Origin of the sequence: Variovorax sp. 22077 (assembly GCF_052044195.1) — a bacterium.
GTDB classification, from domain to species: Bacteria; Pseudomonadota; Gammaproteobacteria; order Burkholderiales; family Burkholderiaceae_C; genus Variovorax; species Variovorax atrisoli.
The window spans coordinates 161,478-175,613 of sequence record NZ_JBQEQC010000012.1; the positions used below are offsets into that span (position 1 = coordinate 161,478).

The window sequence follows — 14,136 nt, forward strand, 5'->3', positions numbered from 1 at the left end:
CCGTGCCCGTGCCCGCGGACGCGCACGCAGGTCGCACGAGGGACAACTCGTGCGTTCGCTTCTTGCCAGAATTCCGGCCATGGGAACCCTCTATCTCGTGCGCCACGGGCAGGCCAGCTTCGGCGCTGCCGACTACGACAACCTGAGCGAGCTCGGGCATCGGCAGGCCGTTCGCCTCGGCGAGTACTGGCGCGAGCGTGGCATGAAGTTCGATGCCGTGATCACCGGTACGCTGAAGCGCCATCGCCAGACGTGGGAGGGCATCGCCAAGGGGCTTCGGCTGGAGCGCAACGACGTGCTGCCCTGGCCGGGCCTCAACGAGTACGACAGCGAGGCGGTCATCGCGACCATCCACGAAGGCAAGCTGCAGAAGCCCGACACGCCCGAGATGTACCGCCATCATTTCCGGCTGCTGCGTGAAGGCTTGAGCGCATGGATGCAGGGCAGAACCGCGCCGGCGGGCATGCCCAGCTATGTCGACTTTCTGGCGGGCGTGACGACGGCGCTCGACCATGTGCGCGACCGGCACCACGGCGCGAAGGTGCTGGTGGTGTCGAGCGGTGGGCCGATCAGCACCGCAGTGGGCCACGTGCTGGGCACGAGCGCCGAGACGACGATCGAACTCAACCTGCGCATCCGCAATACCTCGGTGACCGAGTTCGCGTTCACGCCGAAGCGGCACATGCTCGTCACCTACAACACGCTGCCGCACCTGGATGGGCCGGCGTATGAGGACTGGGTCACCTATTCCTGAAGAGGTGCCGGCCGATCGCCGGGTTGGGTGGGTCGGGTATCAGGCCTGCCACACGCCGTAGCCGGCCTTGCGCAGCGCGATGCCGAGGTCGACCTCCATGAGGCGCGCGTCCTCGTAGGTCATGGGGTTGTAGCGTTCGTAGAGCGCGGGCAGCAGGCGCAGCCCGAATTCCTCCACGAAGCTGTTGGCCTGGATGCCGGCCTTGTGCTTGTCGAATCGGATGTCGGGGTCCAGGCCGGTCATGCCGACATAGACGAAGGGCTTGCCGAGCTGGTAGTCGGGATTGGCGCGCCTGAAGCGGCCGTTGTTCCATACGCGGTCATCCAGCTCGACCACATACACATGATGCTTGGCGCGTGCTTTGCGGGGCATCACCTGAGGCCGTGCGCGCGAGTCGGCACGGCCTTGTCTCCTTGCTGCTCTTTTTTTGCGCCGGCCGGTCAGCTCTTGCGCTTGATCATGCCGTAGATGAAGAGCAGCACGATCGCACCGAGCACCGAGGCGATGAAGCCTGCACCCTGCCCGGCGGTGTACCAGCCCAGCGATTGGCCGACGTACGTGACGATCAGCGAGCCGGCGATGCCGATGATGGTCGTGACGATGAAACCGGCGGAGTCGTCGCCCGGCTTGACTGCCCGTGCCACGAGACCCACGACGAACCCGATCAGGATAGTCCAGACGATGCTCATGAAGATATTCCTTTGGAGTGGTGAAGGGGGAACCGGCGCTGAGCCGAGGCCCGTCCGCGCGGGGCGCATTCATGATAGCGGAGCGGTGCGTGCGCCGGGGATGCTGCGGCACATCGAGCCGAGCGCCCGAGAATTTATGCCGGGGCTCGCGACGCAGGTGCTGCGTGGCGTCCTACATGTTCGCTCCCGGCGTGGCAGTACACCCTATGGATGCTGGAAAAACTGCCTGAAGTCATCGGCCAGGCGCTGCAGGGCGTGCGCGCTGGCCTGGACAACATCGTCTTCAACACGCTGGGCATGCGCGAGGGGATGGGTTCGATCGAACTCGCGAGCATGGCCTTCGCCGACCATGCGCCCTTGCCGCAGCGTTGTACCGCCGACGGCGAAGGGGTATCTCCACCGCTTCAATGGAGTGGCCTCCCGTCGGGGGCGTCATCGCTGGTGCTGATCGTGGAAGATGCCGACTCGCCCACGCCGAACCCGTTGGTGCACGCCATCGTGGTGGATCTGGCGCCGGAAAACGGCACGCTTGCAGAAGGGGCCTTGCCGAGCCAGGACAACGAAGGCGCGCCCGGGACGCACGTGGGACGCAACTCCGCCCTGCAGGCGGTGTGGCTGCCGCCCGATCCGCCGCCTGGGCACGGCGTTCACCGGTACGCGTTCCAGTTGTTCGCGCTTGGAGGCGAACCTGCTGCGTTTTCCGAAAGTCCCGGAAGAGACGAGATCGTGGATGCCCTGCGCGAGCATGCGCTGGCGAGCGGCCTGCTTGTCGGCACCTACGAAAGGTCCGACGGCTCGGTCAGCATTCCCGACGCTGCGGCGTCGGGCAGGTCGGCGGTAGCGGGATGAAATGTGGCTTTTGAGCCCTCTCAAGATTGTTTTCGCCGAAACGCCGAGTTTTAACGCTATAATCGTAGGCTCTTCGGTGGCTGTAGCTCAGCTGGTAGAGTCCCAGATTGTGATTCTGGTCGTCGTGGGTTCGAGTCCCATCAGCCACCCCAAAATATCTCCTTTGTGCTATTGCTCAATAGCACATTCAAAGGAACAAAAAACGCCGGGTTTGTCCCGGCGTTGTCATTTTCAGCCATCGCACGCGCTGCGATCTTCAGGCTGAAGCCTCTTTTTCTCCCCAGTCTCTACATAAGCGATCGCCTCTTGGCATCTCGCTTTACGTTGCGAGTTGTTGCATTAATGCAATGTCCCGTCGTTTTTTTCGGCTGCCGGGGCACTTGTGTCAAATGTAAACTGAATTAAAATCGCCCCGTTTTCAATTTTCTGGAGTCCAAGAATGGCTTCGACCCTCGCCGATATCAATTCCCAGATCAAGAAGCACGACGAGCAGATTGCGCAATTGCGCAAGCAGGCCGAAGACCTGCGCAACCAGGAACGCTCTGGCGTGATCGAAGAGGTCCGCCGCAAGATCGCGGAATATGGTTTGACTGCCTCCGACCTCAAACTGACCGGTCGTGCAGCTTCCGTCAAGCGCGGCGCCAGCGCCGCTCCGGCAAAAGCAGCCGCCAAATATCGCAGCCCGACGGGCGAAACCTGGTCTGGCGGCCGTGGCCGCAAGCCGCGCTGGGTGACCGAGGCATTGGCTGCGGGCAAGTCGCTTTCCGATTACGAGATCAAGTAACCCGCCTCGTTTTCGTTGGGCAGATGCCCAATAAAAAAGCCCGCATGAGCGGGCTTTTTTATTGTGTGGCCGAGCAGCGCGCTCAGTTCACCATCACCAGTTTTCCTTTGACTCCGCGCGAGCCCATGTGAGCGTAAGCGGCCTTCAATTCCGCCATGGGCATCGTGCTGTCGATGACCGGCTTGATCTTTCCCTGGCCGTACCACTGAGCCAATTCGGCCATCATCTGCGCATTGGCCTGGGGCTCGCGCTTGGCGAAATCGCCCCAGAACACGCCGACCAGCGAGGCGCCTTTGAGCAGCGTCAGATTCAATGGAAGCGAGGGGATCGGACCCGATGCAAAACCGACGACCAAATAACGGCCGCGCCATCCGATGGAGCGAAAGGCCGGCTCCGCGAAATCGCCGCCGACCGGGTCGTAAATGACATCCGGTCCTTTGCCGTCGGTCGCGGCCTTGATGGCGTCGCGAAAACCGTTGGGCAGCGCGTGCGTCGTGTAGTTGATCGTCGCGTCGGCGCCGATGGAGCGGCAGAGTTCGCATTTCTCGTCGGTGGAAGCGGCTGCGATCACCTTGGCGCCGGCCGCTTTCGCGATCTGGATGGCCGCGGTGCCCACGCCGCCTGCAGCGCCGAGCACCAGCACGGTTTCGCCGGCCTTCAGTTGAGCCCGGTCCATCAGGGCGTGCCAGGAGGTGGCGTAGATCATGATGAACGCGGCCGCGTCGACATGGCTGAAGCCTTCGGGCAGCGGCATGCACAGCGCCGCGGGCGCCAGCGTGTGGGTGGCGAAGCCGCCCGTGCCGGAAAGGCACGCCACGTTCTGCCCGACCTTCAGGTGCGTGACGCCTTCGCCCACTGCCTGGATGACGCCCGCGTACTCTGAGCCCGGAACGAAGGGCAGCTGCGGCTTCATCTGGTACTTGTTCTGCACGATCAGCAGATCTGGGAAGTTCAGGCTCGCCGCCTTGATCTCGATGAGCACCTGGCCCGGGCCCGGAGTGGGGGTGGGCAGTTCCTTCCAGGTCAGCGCGTCGACGCCGACGGGGTTTTCGCAAAGCCATGCGTGCATGCCAGGGGTCTCCTTCAGACAAGTAATGTTGGGGCAATGACTGCGGGCATGATAGGGGCCGAGGCGGGGCGGGCTTGTCCCTGCTGCGACGCACCCGAAGCCTACAATCCGGTGCATCCAGAAGCACCATGAAGATACTTATTTCCAATGACGACGGCTTCCAGGCGCCGGGCATCGTCGCTCTGCACGATGCGCTCAAGGACATTGCCGAAGTCGAGGTGGTCGCACCCGAACACAACAACAGCGCCAAGTCGAACGCGCTGACGCTGGCAGCGCCGCTGTACGTGCGCGAGGCGCACAACGGCTTTCGCTACGTGACCGGTACTCCGGCCGATTGCGTGCACATCGCGCTCAAGGGCCTGCTCGACTATCGGCCCGACCTTGTGGTTTCAGGCATCAACAACGGCGCCAACATGGGCGACGACACCATCTATTCAGGCACCGTGGGCGCCGCGATGGAGGCCTACCTCTTCGGCATTCCGGCCATCGCGTTCTCGCAGATCGAAAAGGGCTGGGCCCATGTGGATGCGGCGGCCCAGGTCGCGCGGCGTCTGGTCCAGCAGATCGAGCGCGAGCGCATGCACGAAGGCGGCGCGTTCCTGCTCAACGTGAACGTGCCGAACCTGCCTTTCGACGAGCTGAAGCCCGTCAAGGTCTGCCGCCTCGGCCGGCGCCATGCGGCTGAGAAGGTGATCACGCAGGACAGCCCGCGCGGCGAGACCATGTACTGGATCGCCGGTGCCGGCGGTGCCAAGGACAGCGGCGAAGGCACCGACTTCCATGCCACCGCGGCCGGCCACATCGCGCTGACGCCGCTGCAGATCGACCTGACCGACCACGCCAACCTTGGTCAATGGCGCGAGACGGTGGCCCGTCTCGGCAACTGACATGGCCACGCAGCGGCCCAGTTTCCCCGTCCGCCTGACACCCACCGCTTCGGCCGCCACGCGAGGGCGCATGCCCGCCGCGCCGGTCAGGCCCGTGGTACCGTCCACGCCCTCGATGGCGTCCGACGCCGTGCGCGCGCGCATGGTGCAGAAGCTCGCGGCGCAGGGCATTTCCGATGCGCGCGTGCTGCGCGCGATGGGCGCCGTGGAGCGCCATCGCTTCGTCGACAGCGCGCTGGTCAACCAGGCCTACGAAGACACCAGCCTGCCGATCGGCCTGGGACAGACCATCTCCAAGCCCAACGTGGTGGCCCGCATGATCGAGCTGCTGATGGGCGCTCCCGCGCTTGCCGGAAAGCCCGATGGCAAGCTCGGCAGGGTGCTCGAGATCGGCACGGGCTGCGGCTACCAGGCCGCGGTGCTGAACCACGTGGCGACCGAGGTCTACAGCATCGAGCGCCTGCGCGGTCTGCACGAGCGGGCGCGTGCCAATCTGCGGCACTTCCGGCTCGCGACCGTGCACCTGATATTGGGCGATGGGATGATCGGCTACGCCAAAGGCGCGCCTTATGCCGGCATCATCGCGGCGGCGGGCGGCGAGGCGGTGCCCGAGGCATGGATCGAACAGCTTGCCGTGGGCGGCCGCATCGTGGCGCCGACGCATTCCGCGAAGGGCGGACAGACCCTCGTCGTCATCGACAAGACCCCCCGCGGACTGGAGCGGCTCATTCTTGAGGCCGTTCACTTTGTCCCCCTAAAATCCGGAATCGCTTGAAGGAATAACAAATGCAGGGTTTTGGCAATCGGAGTTGGTTCGCTGGCGTCACGTTGGCCTTTGTGCTGGTGATCGCGGGCTGTTCCACACCTCGCGGGCCGGCACCAGTCGAAGACCGCGGCACGATGACGCGCGCACCGGCCGCCACGGTGCCCGGCGGGCCTCCCATCACCACCGACGCCAACGGCAAGCCGCTTCCCGGCATCGAAAACTACGGCAAGCCCGGCTACTACGCAGTCCGTCCGGGCGACACGATCCGCCGCATCGGCGCCGATACCGGCCAGCGCTGGCAGGACATCGTCCGCTGGAACAACATCGAGAACCCCGACCTGATCGAAGTCGGCCAGGTGCTGCGCGTGATTCCGCCCACCGGCACCGCGGTCGCAGCAGCGCCGGCACCTTCTTCCGATGGCGCGGTCACGAAGGCGGTGCCGCCGCAACCGGCGGTGGTGCCCTCGACGCCGTCCAGCGGCGCGGCCAAGTCGCCGGCGCCAGTCACTGCTTCGCCGGCAAGCCCTTCCAGCGGCGGTTCGGGTGACGAGGACGTGGGCTGGATCTGGCCTGCGAGCGGCACGCTGATCGCCGGCTTCGACGAAGCGAAGAACAAGGGCTACGACATCGCCGGCAAGGCTGGCGACCCGGTGCTGGCCGCTGCCGACGGGCGTGTTGTCTATGCGGGCGCGGGCCTGCGCGGCTACGGCAACCTGATCATCCTGAAGCACAACAACACCTACCTCACGGCATACGCGCACAACCAGACGCTGCTCGTGAAGGAAGACCAGTCGGTCCAGAAGGGCCAGAAGATCGCCGAGATGGGCAACAGCGATGCCGATCGCGTGAAGCTGCATTTCGAGATCCGCCGCCAGGGCAAGCCCGTCGATCCCTCTCGCTACCTGCCCAGCAGGTGATGCCATGGCCGCTTCCCGCCCCCGCCGCACGCAGTTGCCTGTGCGCGGGTCGGCGGGTAGCGGCAGCCGCTTGTCTCCCGGCAACGGAAATCGGAAGTTCGCCGGAGAGCAGCGCGGGAACACTCCCGAAGAAGACCCAGACCCCGTAGACCCATCGGCGGACATCGTTGCGCCTGCCAACGGCGCTGTCGGCGAACTGGTCGGCGGCGAAGGTGCGGATGCCCTGACCATCTACCTGCGCCAGGTCAGGCGCACCGAGCTCTTCACGCCCGCCCAGGAGTACGAGACCGCATGCGCCGCGCGCGCGGGCGACTTCGCCGCACGGCAGTCGATGATCGAGCACAACCTGCGGCTGGTGGTCAACATCGCCAAGGGCTATCTGGGACGGGGCGTGCCGCTGTCCGATCTCATCGAGGAGGGCAATCTGGGTCTGATGCACGCCATCACCAAGTTCGAGCCCGAGCGCGGTTTCCGCTTTTCGACGTATGCGACCTGGTGGATCCGCCAGTCGGTGGAGCGCGCGGTCATGACGCAGGCGCGCGCGATCCGGTTGCCGGTGCACGTGGTGCGCGAGCTGCAGCAGGTGCTGAAGGCTCGCCGCACGCTCGAGGGCGATGCCGAATTTCTGGCGCACCGGCCGGACGGCGTGCGGGTGGAGGACATCGCCGCGCTGCTCGGGCGCGATGTGCAATCCGTGGCAGAACTCCTTGCCCTGTCGGAAGCCCCGCGCTCGCTGGATGCGGGCGACTCCCGGGGGGATGAAGGCTTCACATTGGCCGATACCGTCGCGTCCGAGGACGAGCAGGGCAGTCCGACCGACGTGGCGCACACGCGGGAGGTCGAGCGCCTGCTCGACCAGTGGGTGCACGCCCTCGACGCACGCGAGCGCGAGGTGCTGGAGGGGCGCTACGGCCTGCACGACCGCGAGCCCGAGACGCTGGAGGTGCTGAGCGTGCGGCTGGGGCTCACGCGAGAGCGTGTGCGGCAGATCCAGAACGAGGCGCTGGCCAAGATGCGGCGGCAGTTGGCTCGCTCGGGCGTGGGACGCGACGCGCTGTTCTAGGGCCTTCCGGCCACGCTGAGACAATCGGGGGATGACGGAATCCATCGAAGAAAAGAAAGTCCCCGCGAATCCAGGCGAAGAATGGCTGAAGGTCGAGTCGCTCGACCTCGACGCGCAGGGCGTGGCGCACAAGGCCGACGGCATGGTCGTGTTCATCGAAGGCGCGCTGCCTTTCGAGGAAGTGCGATTCAACGTGCATCGTCGAAAGAACAACTGGGAGCAGGGCACGGTCACGGCCATCCGCCGCGAATCGTCGCAGCGCGTGCGTCCGGGTTGCCCGCACTTCGGGCTGCACACGGGCGCCTGCGGCGGCTGCAAGATGCAGCACCTGGACCCGGCTGCCCAGGTGGCCGTGAAGCAGCGTGCGCTCGAGGACAACCTCTGGCACCTCGGCAAGGTCAAGCCCGAGAACCTGCTGCGGCCGCTGGAAGGGCCGGCCTGGCACTACCGCTATCGCGCGCGCCTCTCGGTGCGTCATGTGGCCAAGAAGGGCACGGTGCTGATCGGCTTCCACGAGCGCAAGAGCCGTTACCTGGCCGACATGCAGGTCTGTCCGGTACTGCCGAAGCAGGTCAGCGAGATGTTGATGCCGCTGCGCGAGCTGATCGGCTCCATGGACGCGCGCGACACCTGCCCGCAGATCGAACTAGCCTGCGGCGACGCGCCCGACTCCACGCGCCTGGGCACCATCGCGCTGGTGCTGCGCCACCTCGAGCCGCTCTCGCGCGCCGACATCGACCGTTTGAAGGCCTTTGCCGAAAAGAACGAAGGCGTCCAGTGGTGGCTTCAGCCCAAGGGTCCCGATACGGTGAAACTGCTCGAAGAGGGCGGAACGCCGCTGGCCTACCGCCTGCCGGAGTTCGGCGTCACCATGCCGTTCAAGCCCACCGATTTCACGCAGGTCAATCCACACATCAACCGGGCGCTGGTTGGCAAGGCGCTGCGCCTGCTTGACGTGCAGCCTGACGAGCGTGTGATCGACTGGTTCTGCGGCCTCGGCAACTTCACCTTGCCGCTGGCCAGCAGGGCGCGCGAGGTGCTGGGCATCGAAGGCAGCGATACGCTTGTTGCGCGCGCGACCGACAACTTCAGCAGAAACCAGCCTGCCACGCCGGCTCGCCGAGCACTTTCGCCTGCGACCTTCGTGGCGCGAAACCTGTTCGAGATGACGCCAGCGATGCTGGTGGCCGATGGCAGCGCCGACAGGTGGCTGGTCGACCCGCCGCGCGAAGGCGCATTCGCGCTGGCCAAGGCCATCGCCGATCTTCATCAGCAGCCCGAATTGCGCACGGATGGCTGGACGCCGCCCAGACGCATCGTCTACGTGAGCTGCAACCCGTCGACGCTCGCACGCGATGCGGGTCTACTGGTGCATCAGGCGGGCTATCGCTGCACCCATGCAGGTGTGGTCAACATGTTCCCGCACACGGCACACGTGGAGTCGATCGCGGTTTTCGATCTGCAATGAAAAAGGGCCCCGAGGGGCCCTTTTTGCTGGAGCGCGTGTCTTGCGCGTCGCTCAGTCGCGCTCGCCGCCGAAGATGCCCAGCAGGGCCAGCAGGCTTTGGAAGACGTTGAACAGGTCGAGGTACAGGGCCAGCGTGGCGCTGATGTAGTTGGTCTCGCCGCCGTCCATGATCTGCTTCAGGTCATAGAGCATGTAGGCCGAGAAGATGCCGATGGCGGCCACCGAGATGACCAGCATGCCGGTGGTCGAGCCGACGAACACGTTGATGATGCCGCCGACCATCAGCACCATCGCGCCGACGAACAGGAACTTGCCCATGCCCGACAGGTCGCGCTTGATGACGGTAGCCAGCGAGGCCATCACGAAGAACACGCCGGCAGTGCCGCCGAAGGCCGTCATGATGAGCTCGGAGCCGTTCTTGAAGCCCAGCACCATCGCGATCAGGCGCGAGAGCATCAGGCCCATGAAGAAGGTGAAGCCCAGCAGGACCGGCACGCCGGCGGCGGAATTCTTGGTCTTCTCGATCGCGAACATGAAGCCGAAGGCGCCGCCAAGGAAGACGATGAGGCCCAGGCCGCCGGTCAGCGAACGGGTGATGCCGGTGCTCACGCCGACCCAGGCGCCCAGCACCGTGGGCAGCAGGCTCAGCGCAAGGAGCCAGTAGGTGTTGCGCAGCACGCGCTGGCGTTCGGCCTGGGCCAGCGGCTGGCCGTAGGCGGAGGTGTCTAGGGTGGTAACGCGGTCGTTCATGGCCGGAGCTCCTGTGGTTGCTGCAAGGATGCAGTTGGGCGCATTCTAGGGGGCTGCAAGAGGGGGTATCGAAAAGACCGTATGCGGGGTGTTCCCAAGCCAGAGGCCGCCTTCGCGGAGCGGCTGCGGCGTGGCCGTTATGCTCTTGGGTTTTCACGCAAGCAGAGCTCATCCATCATGAAGACTAAATCCTTTCTCGAACTCGCTGACGTCAAGGCCATTGCTGCGGCAGCCGAGGCCGAGGCCCTCAAGAACAACTGGGCGGTGACCATCGCGATCTCGGACGACGCCGGCAACCTGCTGTGGCTGCAGCGTCTGGACGGCGCTGCGGCGCTGTCCTCGCACATCGCTCCCGCCAAGGCGCATACGGCTGCCATGGGCCGCCGCGAGAGCAAGGTCTACGAAGACATCATCAACGGCGGCCGCACGGCGTTCCTGACGGCGCCTGAAGTGCAGGGCCTGCTCGAAGGCGGTGTGCCGATCGTCAAGGACGGCCATGTGATCGGCGCGGTCGGCGTGAGCGGTGTGAAGTCGAACGAAGACGCGCAGATCGCCAAGGCTGGCATTGCGGCGCTGGGCCTCTGAGTTTCAGGTCTCCGCAAAAAGCAAAACGCCGACTTCGAGGTCGGCGTTTTTGTTTGGGCTGCTTCAGCGTGGAAAAAAAGCTTGGCTAGTCGGAAAACCGTTGGCTAGCAAAAAACGACCCTTCGGAGATGAATCTCCTTGAGTCGCCCCACGATGAAACTTGCGCGAAGGGCGGCTGGACGACCTACTTGGTCAGGATCAGCTTGCCGAGTTTGGTGGCTTGCAGCCGGTAGAGGGAGCCGTTGTGCATGATGCCCACGGTCTTGCTTCCTTTCAGGAGCTCCGTGCTTTCGAGCATCGGCACCGGACGCGTTGCCTGGATGGACGCATGGCCGCCACCCGACTGGTCGAGCGAAGGATGGTTCAGAACAGAAAAGGCATTCGGTGTGGCTGGCATCTGTAGTTCCCTTATCGAAGCGATGAGTGAATGATAATGATTCGCAAGTAGAAGTCAATCGTCGCGATCAACTTTTTTTGCTTGCGGTCTTTCTTCGCTTCACTTCGTGTCAGGCTCCGTGACGAAGCCGATCTTGCGCACGCCAGCTTCACGGGCTTCCGACATCGCCTTGGCCACGCGCTCGTAGCGCACCGCCTTGTCGCCGCGGATGTGCAGCTCGGGCTGGGGCTCCTTGGCGGCCTCCGCCGCGAGGCGGGCGGGCAGTTCGCTGTCGTCGATCTTCTGCTCGTTCCAGTAGTAGCTGCCGTCGGCCGTCACGCTGAACATGATGTTCTGCGGCTTGGGCTGCTCCGGCTCGCTGGTGGCACGAGGCAGGTCGATGTTGACCGCGTGCTTCATCACCGGCACGGTGATGATGAAGATGATGAGCAGCACGAGCATGACGTCGACCAGCGGCGTCATGTTGATCTCGTTCATCACCTCATCGGGTTCGTCTTGTGTACCGAAGGCCATGATGCTCAGCCCTTCTTGAGCGGAACGACGATGGCGTCGCTGCCGCTTTGCACGCGTGCGCCGGTCACGAAGTAGGCGTGCAGGTCATGGGCAAAGGCGTTGAGCTTGGTCAGCACGAACTTGTTGCCGCGAACCAGCGCGTTGTAGCCCAGCACTGCGGGAATGGCCACCGCGAGGCCGAGCGCCGTCATGATCAGCGCCTCGCCGATGGGGCCCGCCACCTTGTCGATGGTCGCCTGGCCGGCCGAGCCGATGCTCATGAGCGCGTGGTAGATGCCCCAGACCGTGCCGAACAGGCCGATGAACGGGGCGGTCGAGCCGACCGAAGCCAGGATCGCCAGGCCGGTTTGCAGACGGGCGGTGAAGGCGTCGATGCCGTTGCGCAGGGCGCGGGTGATCCAGTCGCTCACATCCAACGCATCGTGCAGGTGGGCCTTGGTGTTGCGGTGATGGGCTGCTGCCTCGCGGCCTTCGAGGGCCAGTGCGCGGAAGGGGTTGCTGTCGTCCTTGCCCAGCTTGTTCAGGGCGGTGGCGAAGTCTTCGCTGTGCCAGAAGTCCTGCGAGTGCTTGGCCAGGCGCTTGTAGCGGATGACGTCGAGCGCCTTGACGATGATGACGATCCACGACGCGAGCGACATGCCGATCAGCAGCACTGCCACGGCCTTGGTGACGAAATCGCCCTGATTCCAGACGTTCATCAAGCCGAATTGAGAATCCATGCGTACTACTCCAAAAAATTACTGGGAAAGATTGAACCGGATGGGCGCCTTCAGCATGTAGACCGTGGCCTCGTTGGCCCCAGGCTGCTTGAATGGCGTCACTTGCGAGGACATCAGCGCTTCGCGCGCGGCCTGGTCGAGCCGTTCGTAGCCACTGGACTTGAAGATTTCGGCCCGTTTGGGGATGCCCGCGCTGTTGAAATACACGGCAACGACCACGACACCGGATTCGCCCAGGCGCCTGCTCATCGCAGGGAAGACGACGCGCGGCTCGCGCACGTACTGCGTCTGGCCTTCGCTGATCTCGACCAGCTTCGGCGCCGGCGGGGCGGGGGGCGGAGCCGGCGGCGGTTCCGGAGCGGGTGGCGGAATGGGTGCCGGAGGAGGCGGTGGCTCGACGCTGCCCGTCGGCGCGTTGGGCGCCGGGGTCGGCTTCGGTTCCCGGATCGCCTGCGGCCGCGGGGGAGGCGGCGACTTGACCACTTTCTTTTCAGGCGGAGGGGGCGGAGGCGGTGGGGGAGGAGCCGGCTTGGGGGGCTCCACGAGCTGGCTGATGATCTCCACCGGGATCACCACTTCGGCCGCACGCCGAAGCAGCCCGCTCTGAAGCGCCCAGAGCGCAGCGGCGTGAAATAGGACGACCCCTCCAGCAATGACGACATTGCGCGAAAGGCCGAAGACGGAAGTAGGGGGGGCGAAGCGGTCAGACACGATCAACCATTCGAATGCGGGCACCGCCAAAAGTGCCCCGATTGCAGCAAAACCGCTACGAAGACGCCACAGGCGTTACTTGCGAAAGATCCACCAGGCCGAACCAGCGACCAGGATCAGGCTGCCGCCGATTGCCGAGACGAGTTCCATGCTTTGCTTTCCTTGATGGAGTTGGCAAGCTGGATCGCCCTCGGACCCGATTCGCAGCTCAATGCGGCAACCGGGTGCGAAGCGCTGCACTGCGCGACGATATCGCGCGCACAACCTTCACATTGGCCACACTGGGTGGCGACGCCGAGTTCGAACTGGACTTCGTCGAAAGTCATGCCCGCGCGCACATGACGTGCGATTTCGCGGTCGGAGACTCGGCGGCAGACACAAACGATCATGGCGGTGAAAGCGGCAGTTGGCTGGCTGTTGGATGGAGCGATTATAAATAAGAATCCATCGCATTCACAATAACTATGTGTTACTGATTCATGCAACGGCCTGGGACGTGGAATCAGACTTCCGACCAGAGCCGCAGAAGGTTGTGGTAATGCCCCGTCAGCGCCACGGTTTCCTCGCATTCGCCCAGGCGGGCGCGCAGCTTCTGGATGTTCTGGTCGAGCTCGAAAAGCATCCCGCGCTGCTGATCGCTGCGGACCATGCTCTGCAGCCAGAAGAAGGAGCAGACCCGCGCACCCTGCGTAACAGGATGGACCCGGTGCAGGCTGCTCGCCGGATAAAGAATGAGGTCGCCGGCAGGCAGCTTCACTTCATGTGAGCCATAGGTGTCGATCACTTCCAGCTCGCCGCCTTCGTAGTCTTCCGGATCGCAAAGAAAAAGGGTGCACGACAAGTCGGTTCGCAACTGCTGGCTGCTGCCAGGCACCGCGCGCACGGCGCCGTCGACATGGACGCCGTAGTGCTCGCCTCCCTCGTAGCGATTGAAAAGCGGCGGCACGAAGCGCGACGGAAGAGCGGCCGAGAAGAAGAGCGCGTTGCGCGCCAGCGCCGCCAGCACGATGGCGCCCAGTTCCTTGCCGACAGGCGAATGCTCCGGCAGCTGGCGGTTGCGCTTGACCTGCGCTCCCTGGGCGCCCACCGTCTCGCGTCCGTCGGTCCATTGCGTTGCATCGAGCGCAGCGCGCATCTCGCGCACCTGCTCGGGGCTCAGCACTTCGGGCACATGAAGCATCATTTTTCGGGAACTCCGCAATGAGAAAGCCCCGG

The 14,136-nt window shown here is 64.6% G+C and carries 19 protein-coding genes and 1 tRNA gene; 10 read left to right on the plus strand and 10 right to left on the minus strand.

What is annotated here, in order from left to right:
- Positions 1-79 precede the first annotated feature (79 nt).
- Positions 80-754 carry a histidine phosphatase family protein gene (locus tag ACTJLF_RS18865; RefSeq protein ID WP_354324234.1) on the plus strand — a complete coding sequence of 225 codons (675 nt, stop codon included), beginning with the start codon at positions 80-82 and terminating at the stop codon, positions 752-754.
- Between the two features lie 39 nt (positions 755-793).
- On the opposite strand, the gene ACTJLF_RS18870 is transcribed toward ACTJLF_RS18865, so the two are convergent.
- Both ACTJLF_RS18870 and ACTJLF_RS18875 read right to left on the minus strand, forming a co-directional pair.
- On the minus strand, positions 794-1,126 hold the full coding sequence (locus tag ACTJLF_RS18870; RefSeq protein WP_354410019.1) for a hypothetical protein: 333 nt from the start codon (positions 1,124-1,126) through the stop codon (positions 794-796).
- A gap of 68 nt (positions 1,127-1,194) precedes the next feature.
- The gene (locus ACTJLF_RS18875) at positions 1,195-1,443 is read right to left on the minus strand and encodes a GlsB/YeaQ/YmgE family stress response membrane protein (protein ID WP_019655888.1); all 249 of its coding nucleotides are present in this window, start codon (positions 1,441-1,443) and stop codon (positions 1,195-1,197) included.
- A gap of 210 nt (positions 1,444-1,653) precedes the next feature.
- Here ACTJLF_RS18875 and ACTJLF_RS18880 point away from each other — a divergent pair, with 210 nt between their 5' ends.
- From ACTJLF_RS18880 to ACTJLF_RS18890, 3 genes are all read left to right on the plus strand, one after another.
- A complete protein-coding gene (locus tag ACTJLF_RS18880; protein WP_440883688.1) occupies positions 1,654-2,292 on the plus strand; it encodes a YbhB/YbcL family Raf kinase inhibitor-like protein in 639 nt (212 codons plus the stop codon).
- A 76-nt stretch (positions 2,293-2,368) separates the two neighbouring features.
- Positions 2,369-2,444, plus strand: a tRNA-His gene (locus ACTJLF_RS18885).
- A 287-nt stretch (positions 2,445-2,731) separates the two neighbouring features.
- Entirely contained in the window at positions 2,732-3,076 is a 345-nt protein-coding gene (locus ACTJLF_RS18890; protein WP_132751610.1) for an H-NS histone family protein, read from the plus strand.
- An 82-nt stretch (positions 3,077-3,158) separates the two neighbouring features.
- Here the strand turns inward: ACTJLF_RS18890 and ACTJLF_RS18895 are convergent, their stop codons facing one another.
- Positions 3,159-4,145: an NADPH:quinone oxidoreductase family protein gene (locus ACTJLF_RS18895; RefSeq protein WP_440883703.1), complete on the minus strand. Its 987-nt coding sequence runs from the start codon at positions 4,143-4,145 to the stop codon at positions 3,159-3,161.
- A gap of 128 nt (positions 4,146-4,273) precedes the next feature.
- Between ACTJLF_RS18895 and surE the strand changes: the two genes are divergently transcribed.
- The 5 genes from surE to rlmD are packed head-to-tail and all read left to right on the plus strand — an operon-like array spanning position 4,274 to position 9,246.
- Positions 4,274-5,032 (plus strand): 5'/3'-nucleotidase SurE, encoded by a 759-nt coding sequence (gene surE / locus ACTJLF_RS18900; protein WP_019655892.1) that lies wholly within the window; start codon positions 4,274-4,276, stop codon positions 5,030-5,032.
- 1 nt (position 5,033) lies between these two features.
- Positions 5,034-5,807 carry a protein-L-isoaspartate(D-aspartate) O-methyltransferase gene (locus ACTJLF_RS18905; RefSeq protein ID WP_019655893.1) on the plus strand — a complete coding sequence of 258 codons (774 nt, stop codon included), beginning with the start codon at positions 5,034-5,036 and terminating at the stop codon, positions 5,805-5,807.
- Positions 5,808-5,818: 11 nt separating this feature from the next.
- The gene (locus ACTJLF_RS18910; protein ID WP_145758901.1) at positions 5,819-6,715 is read left to right on the plus strand and encodes a peptidoglycan DD-metalloendopeptidase family protein; all 897 of its coding nucleotides are present in this window, start codon (positions 5,819-5,821) and stop codon (positions 6,713-6,715) included.
- A 4-nt stretch (positions 6,716-6,719) separates the two neighbouring features.
- Positions 6,720-7,778 carry a sigma-70 family RNA polymerase sigma factor gene (locus tag ACTJLF_RS18915; RefSeq protein ID WP_354324226.1) on the plus strand — a complete coding sequence of 353 codons (1,059 nt, stop codon included), beginning with the start codon at positions 6,720-6,722 and terminating at the stop codon, positions 7,776-7,778.
- A gap of 31 nt (positions 7,779-7,809) precedes the next feature.
- Positions 7,810-9,246, plus strand: coding sequence for a 23S rRNA (uracil(1939)-C(5))-methyltransferase RlmD (gene rlmD, locus ACTJLF_RS18920; protein ID WP_126184968.1), 1,437 nt, complete (start codon positions 7,810-7,812; stop codon positions 9,244-9,246).
- A 51-nt stretch (positions 9,247-9,297) separates the two neighbouring features.
- Here rlmD and ACTJLF_RS18925 read toward each other — a convergent pair whose 3' ends face one another.
- Positions 9,298-9,996, minus strand: coding sequence for a Bax inhibitor-1/YccA family protein (locus ACTJLF_RS18925; protein WP_019655897.1), 699 nt, complete (start codon positions 9,994-9,996; stop codon positions 9,298-9,300).
- Positions 9,997-10,173: 177 nt separating this feature from the next.
- On the opposite strand from ACTJLF_RS18925, the gene ACTJLF_RS18930 reads away from it, so the two are divergent.
- Positions 10,174-10,581, plus strand: coding sequence for a GlcG/HbpS family heme-binding protein (locus ACTJLF_RS18930; RefSeq protein ID WP_019655898.1), 408 nt, complete (start codon positions 10,174-10,176; stop codon positions 10,579-10,581).
- Between the two features lie 184 nt (positions 10,582-10,765).
- On the opposite strand, the gene hemP is transcribed toward ACTJLF_RS18930, so the two are convergent.
- From hemP to ACTJLF_RS18960, 6 genes are all read right to left on the minus strand, one after another.
- Positions 10,766-10,978 (minus strand): hemin uptake protein HemP, encoded by a 213-nt coding sequence (gene hemP, locus ACTJLF_RS18935; RefSeq protein WP_019655899.1) that lies wholly within the window; start codon positions 10,976-10,978, stop codon positions 10,766-10,768.
- A 99-nt stretch (positions 10,979-11,077) separates the two neighbouring features.
- Positions 11,078-11,491 (minus strand): ExbD/TolR family protein, encoded by a 414-nt coding sequence (locus tag ACTJLF_RS18940; RefSeq protein ID WP_145758899.1) that lies wholly within the window; start codon positions 11,489-11,491, stop codon positions 11,078-11,080.
- 5 nt (positions 11,492-11,496) lie between these two features.
- Complete coding sequence (locus tag ACTJLF_RS18945; RefSeq protein ID WP_019655901.1) at positions 11,497-12,210, minus strand: MotA/TolQ/ExbB proton channel family protein; 714 nt, start codon at positions 12,208-12,210, stop codon at positions 11,497-11,499.
- Positions 12,211-12,228: 18 nt separating this feature from the next.
- The gene (locus ACTJLF_RS18950; RefSeq protein ID WP_019655902.1) at positions 12,229-12,951 is read right to left on the minus strand and encodes an energy transducer TonB; all 723 of its coding nucleotides are present in this window, start codon (positions 12,949-12,951) and stop codon (positions 12,229-12,231) included.
- A gap of 86 nt (positions 12,952-13,037) precedes the next feature.
- Positions 13,038-13,310 carry a (2Fe-2S)-binding protein gene (locus tag ACTJLF_RS18955; RefSeq protein ID WP_019655903.1) on the minus strand — a complete coding sequence of 91 codons (273 nt, stop codon included), beginning with the start codon at positions 13,308-13,310 and terminating at the stop codon, positions 13,038-13,040.
- Positions 13,311-13,423: 113 nt separating this feature from the next.
- Positions 13,424-14,104, minus strand: a complete 681-nt coding sequence (locus ACTJLF_RS18960) for a Fe2+-dependent dioxygenase (protein WP_416490524.1) — start codon at positions 14,102-14,104, stop codon at positions 13,424-13,426.
- Between the last annotated feature and the right edge of the window lie 32 nt (positions 14,105-14,136).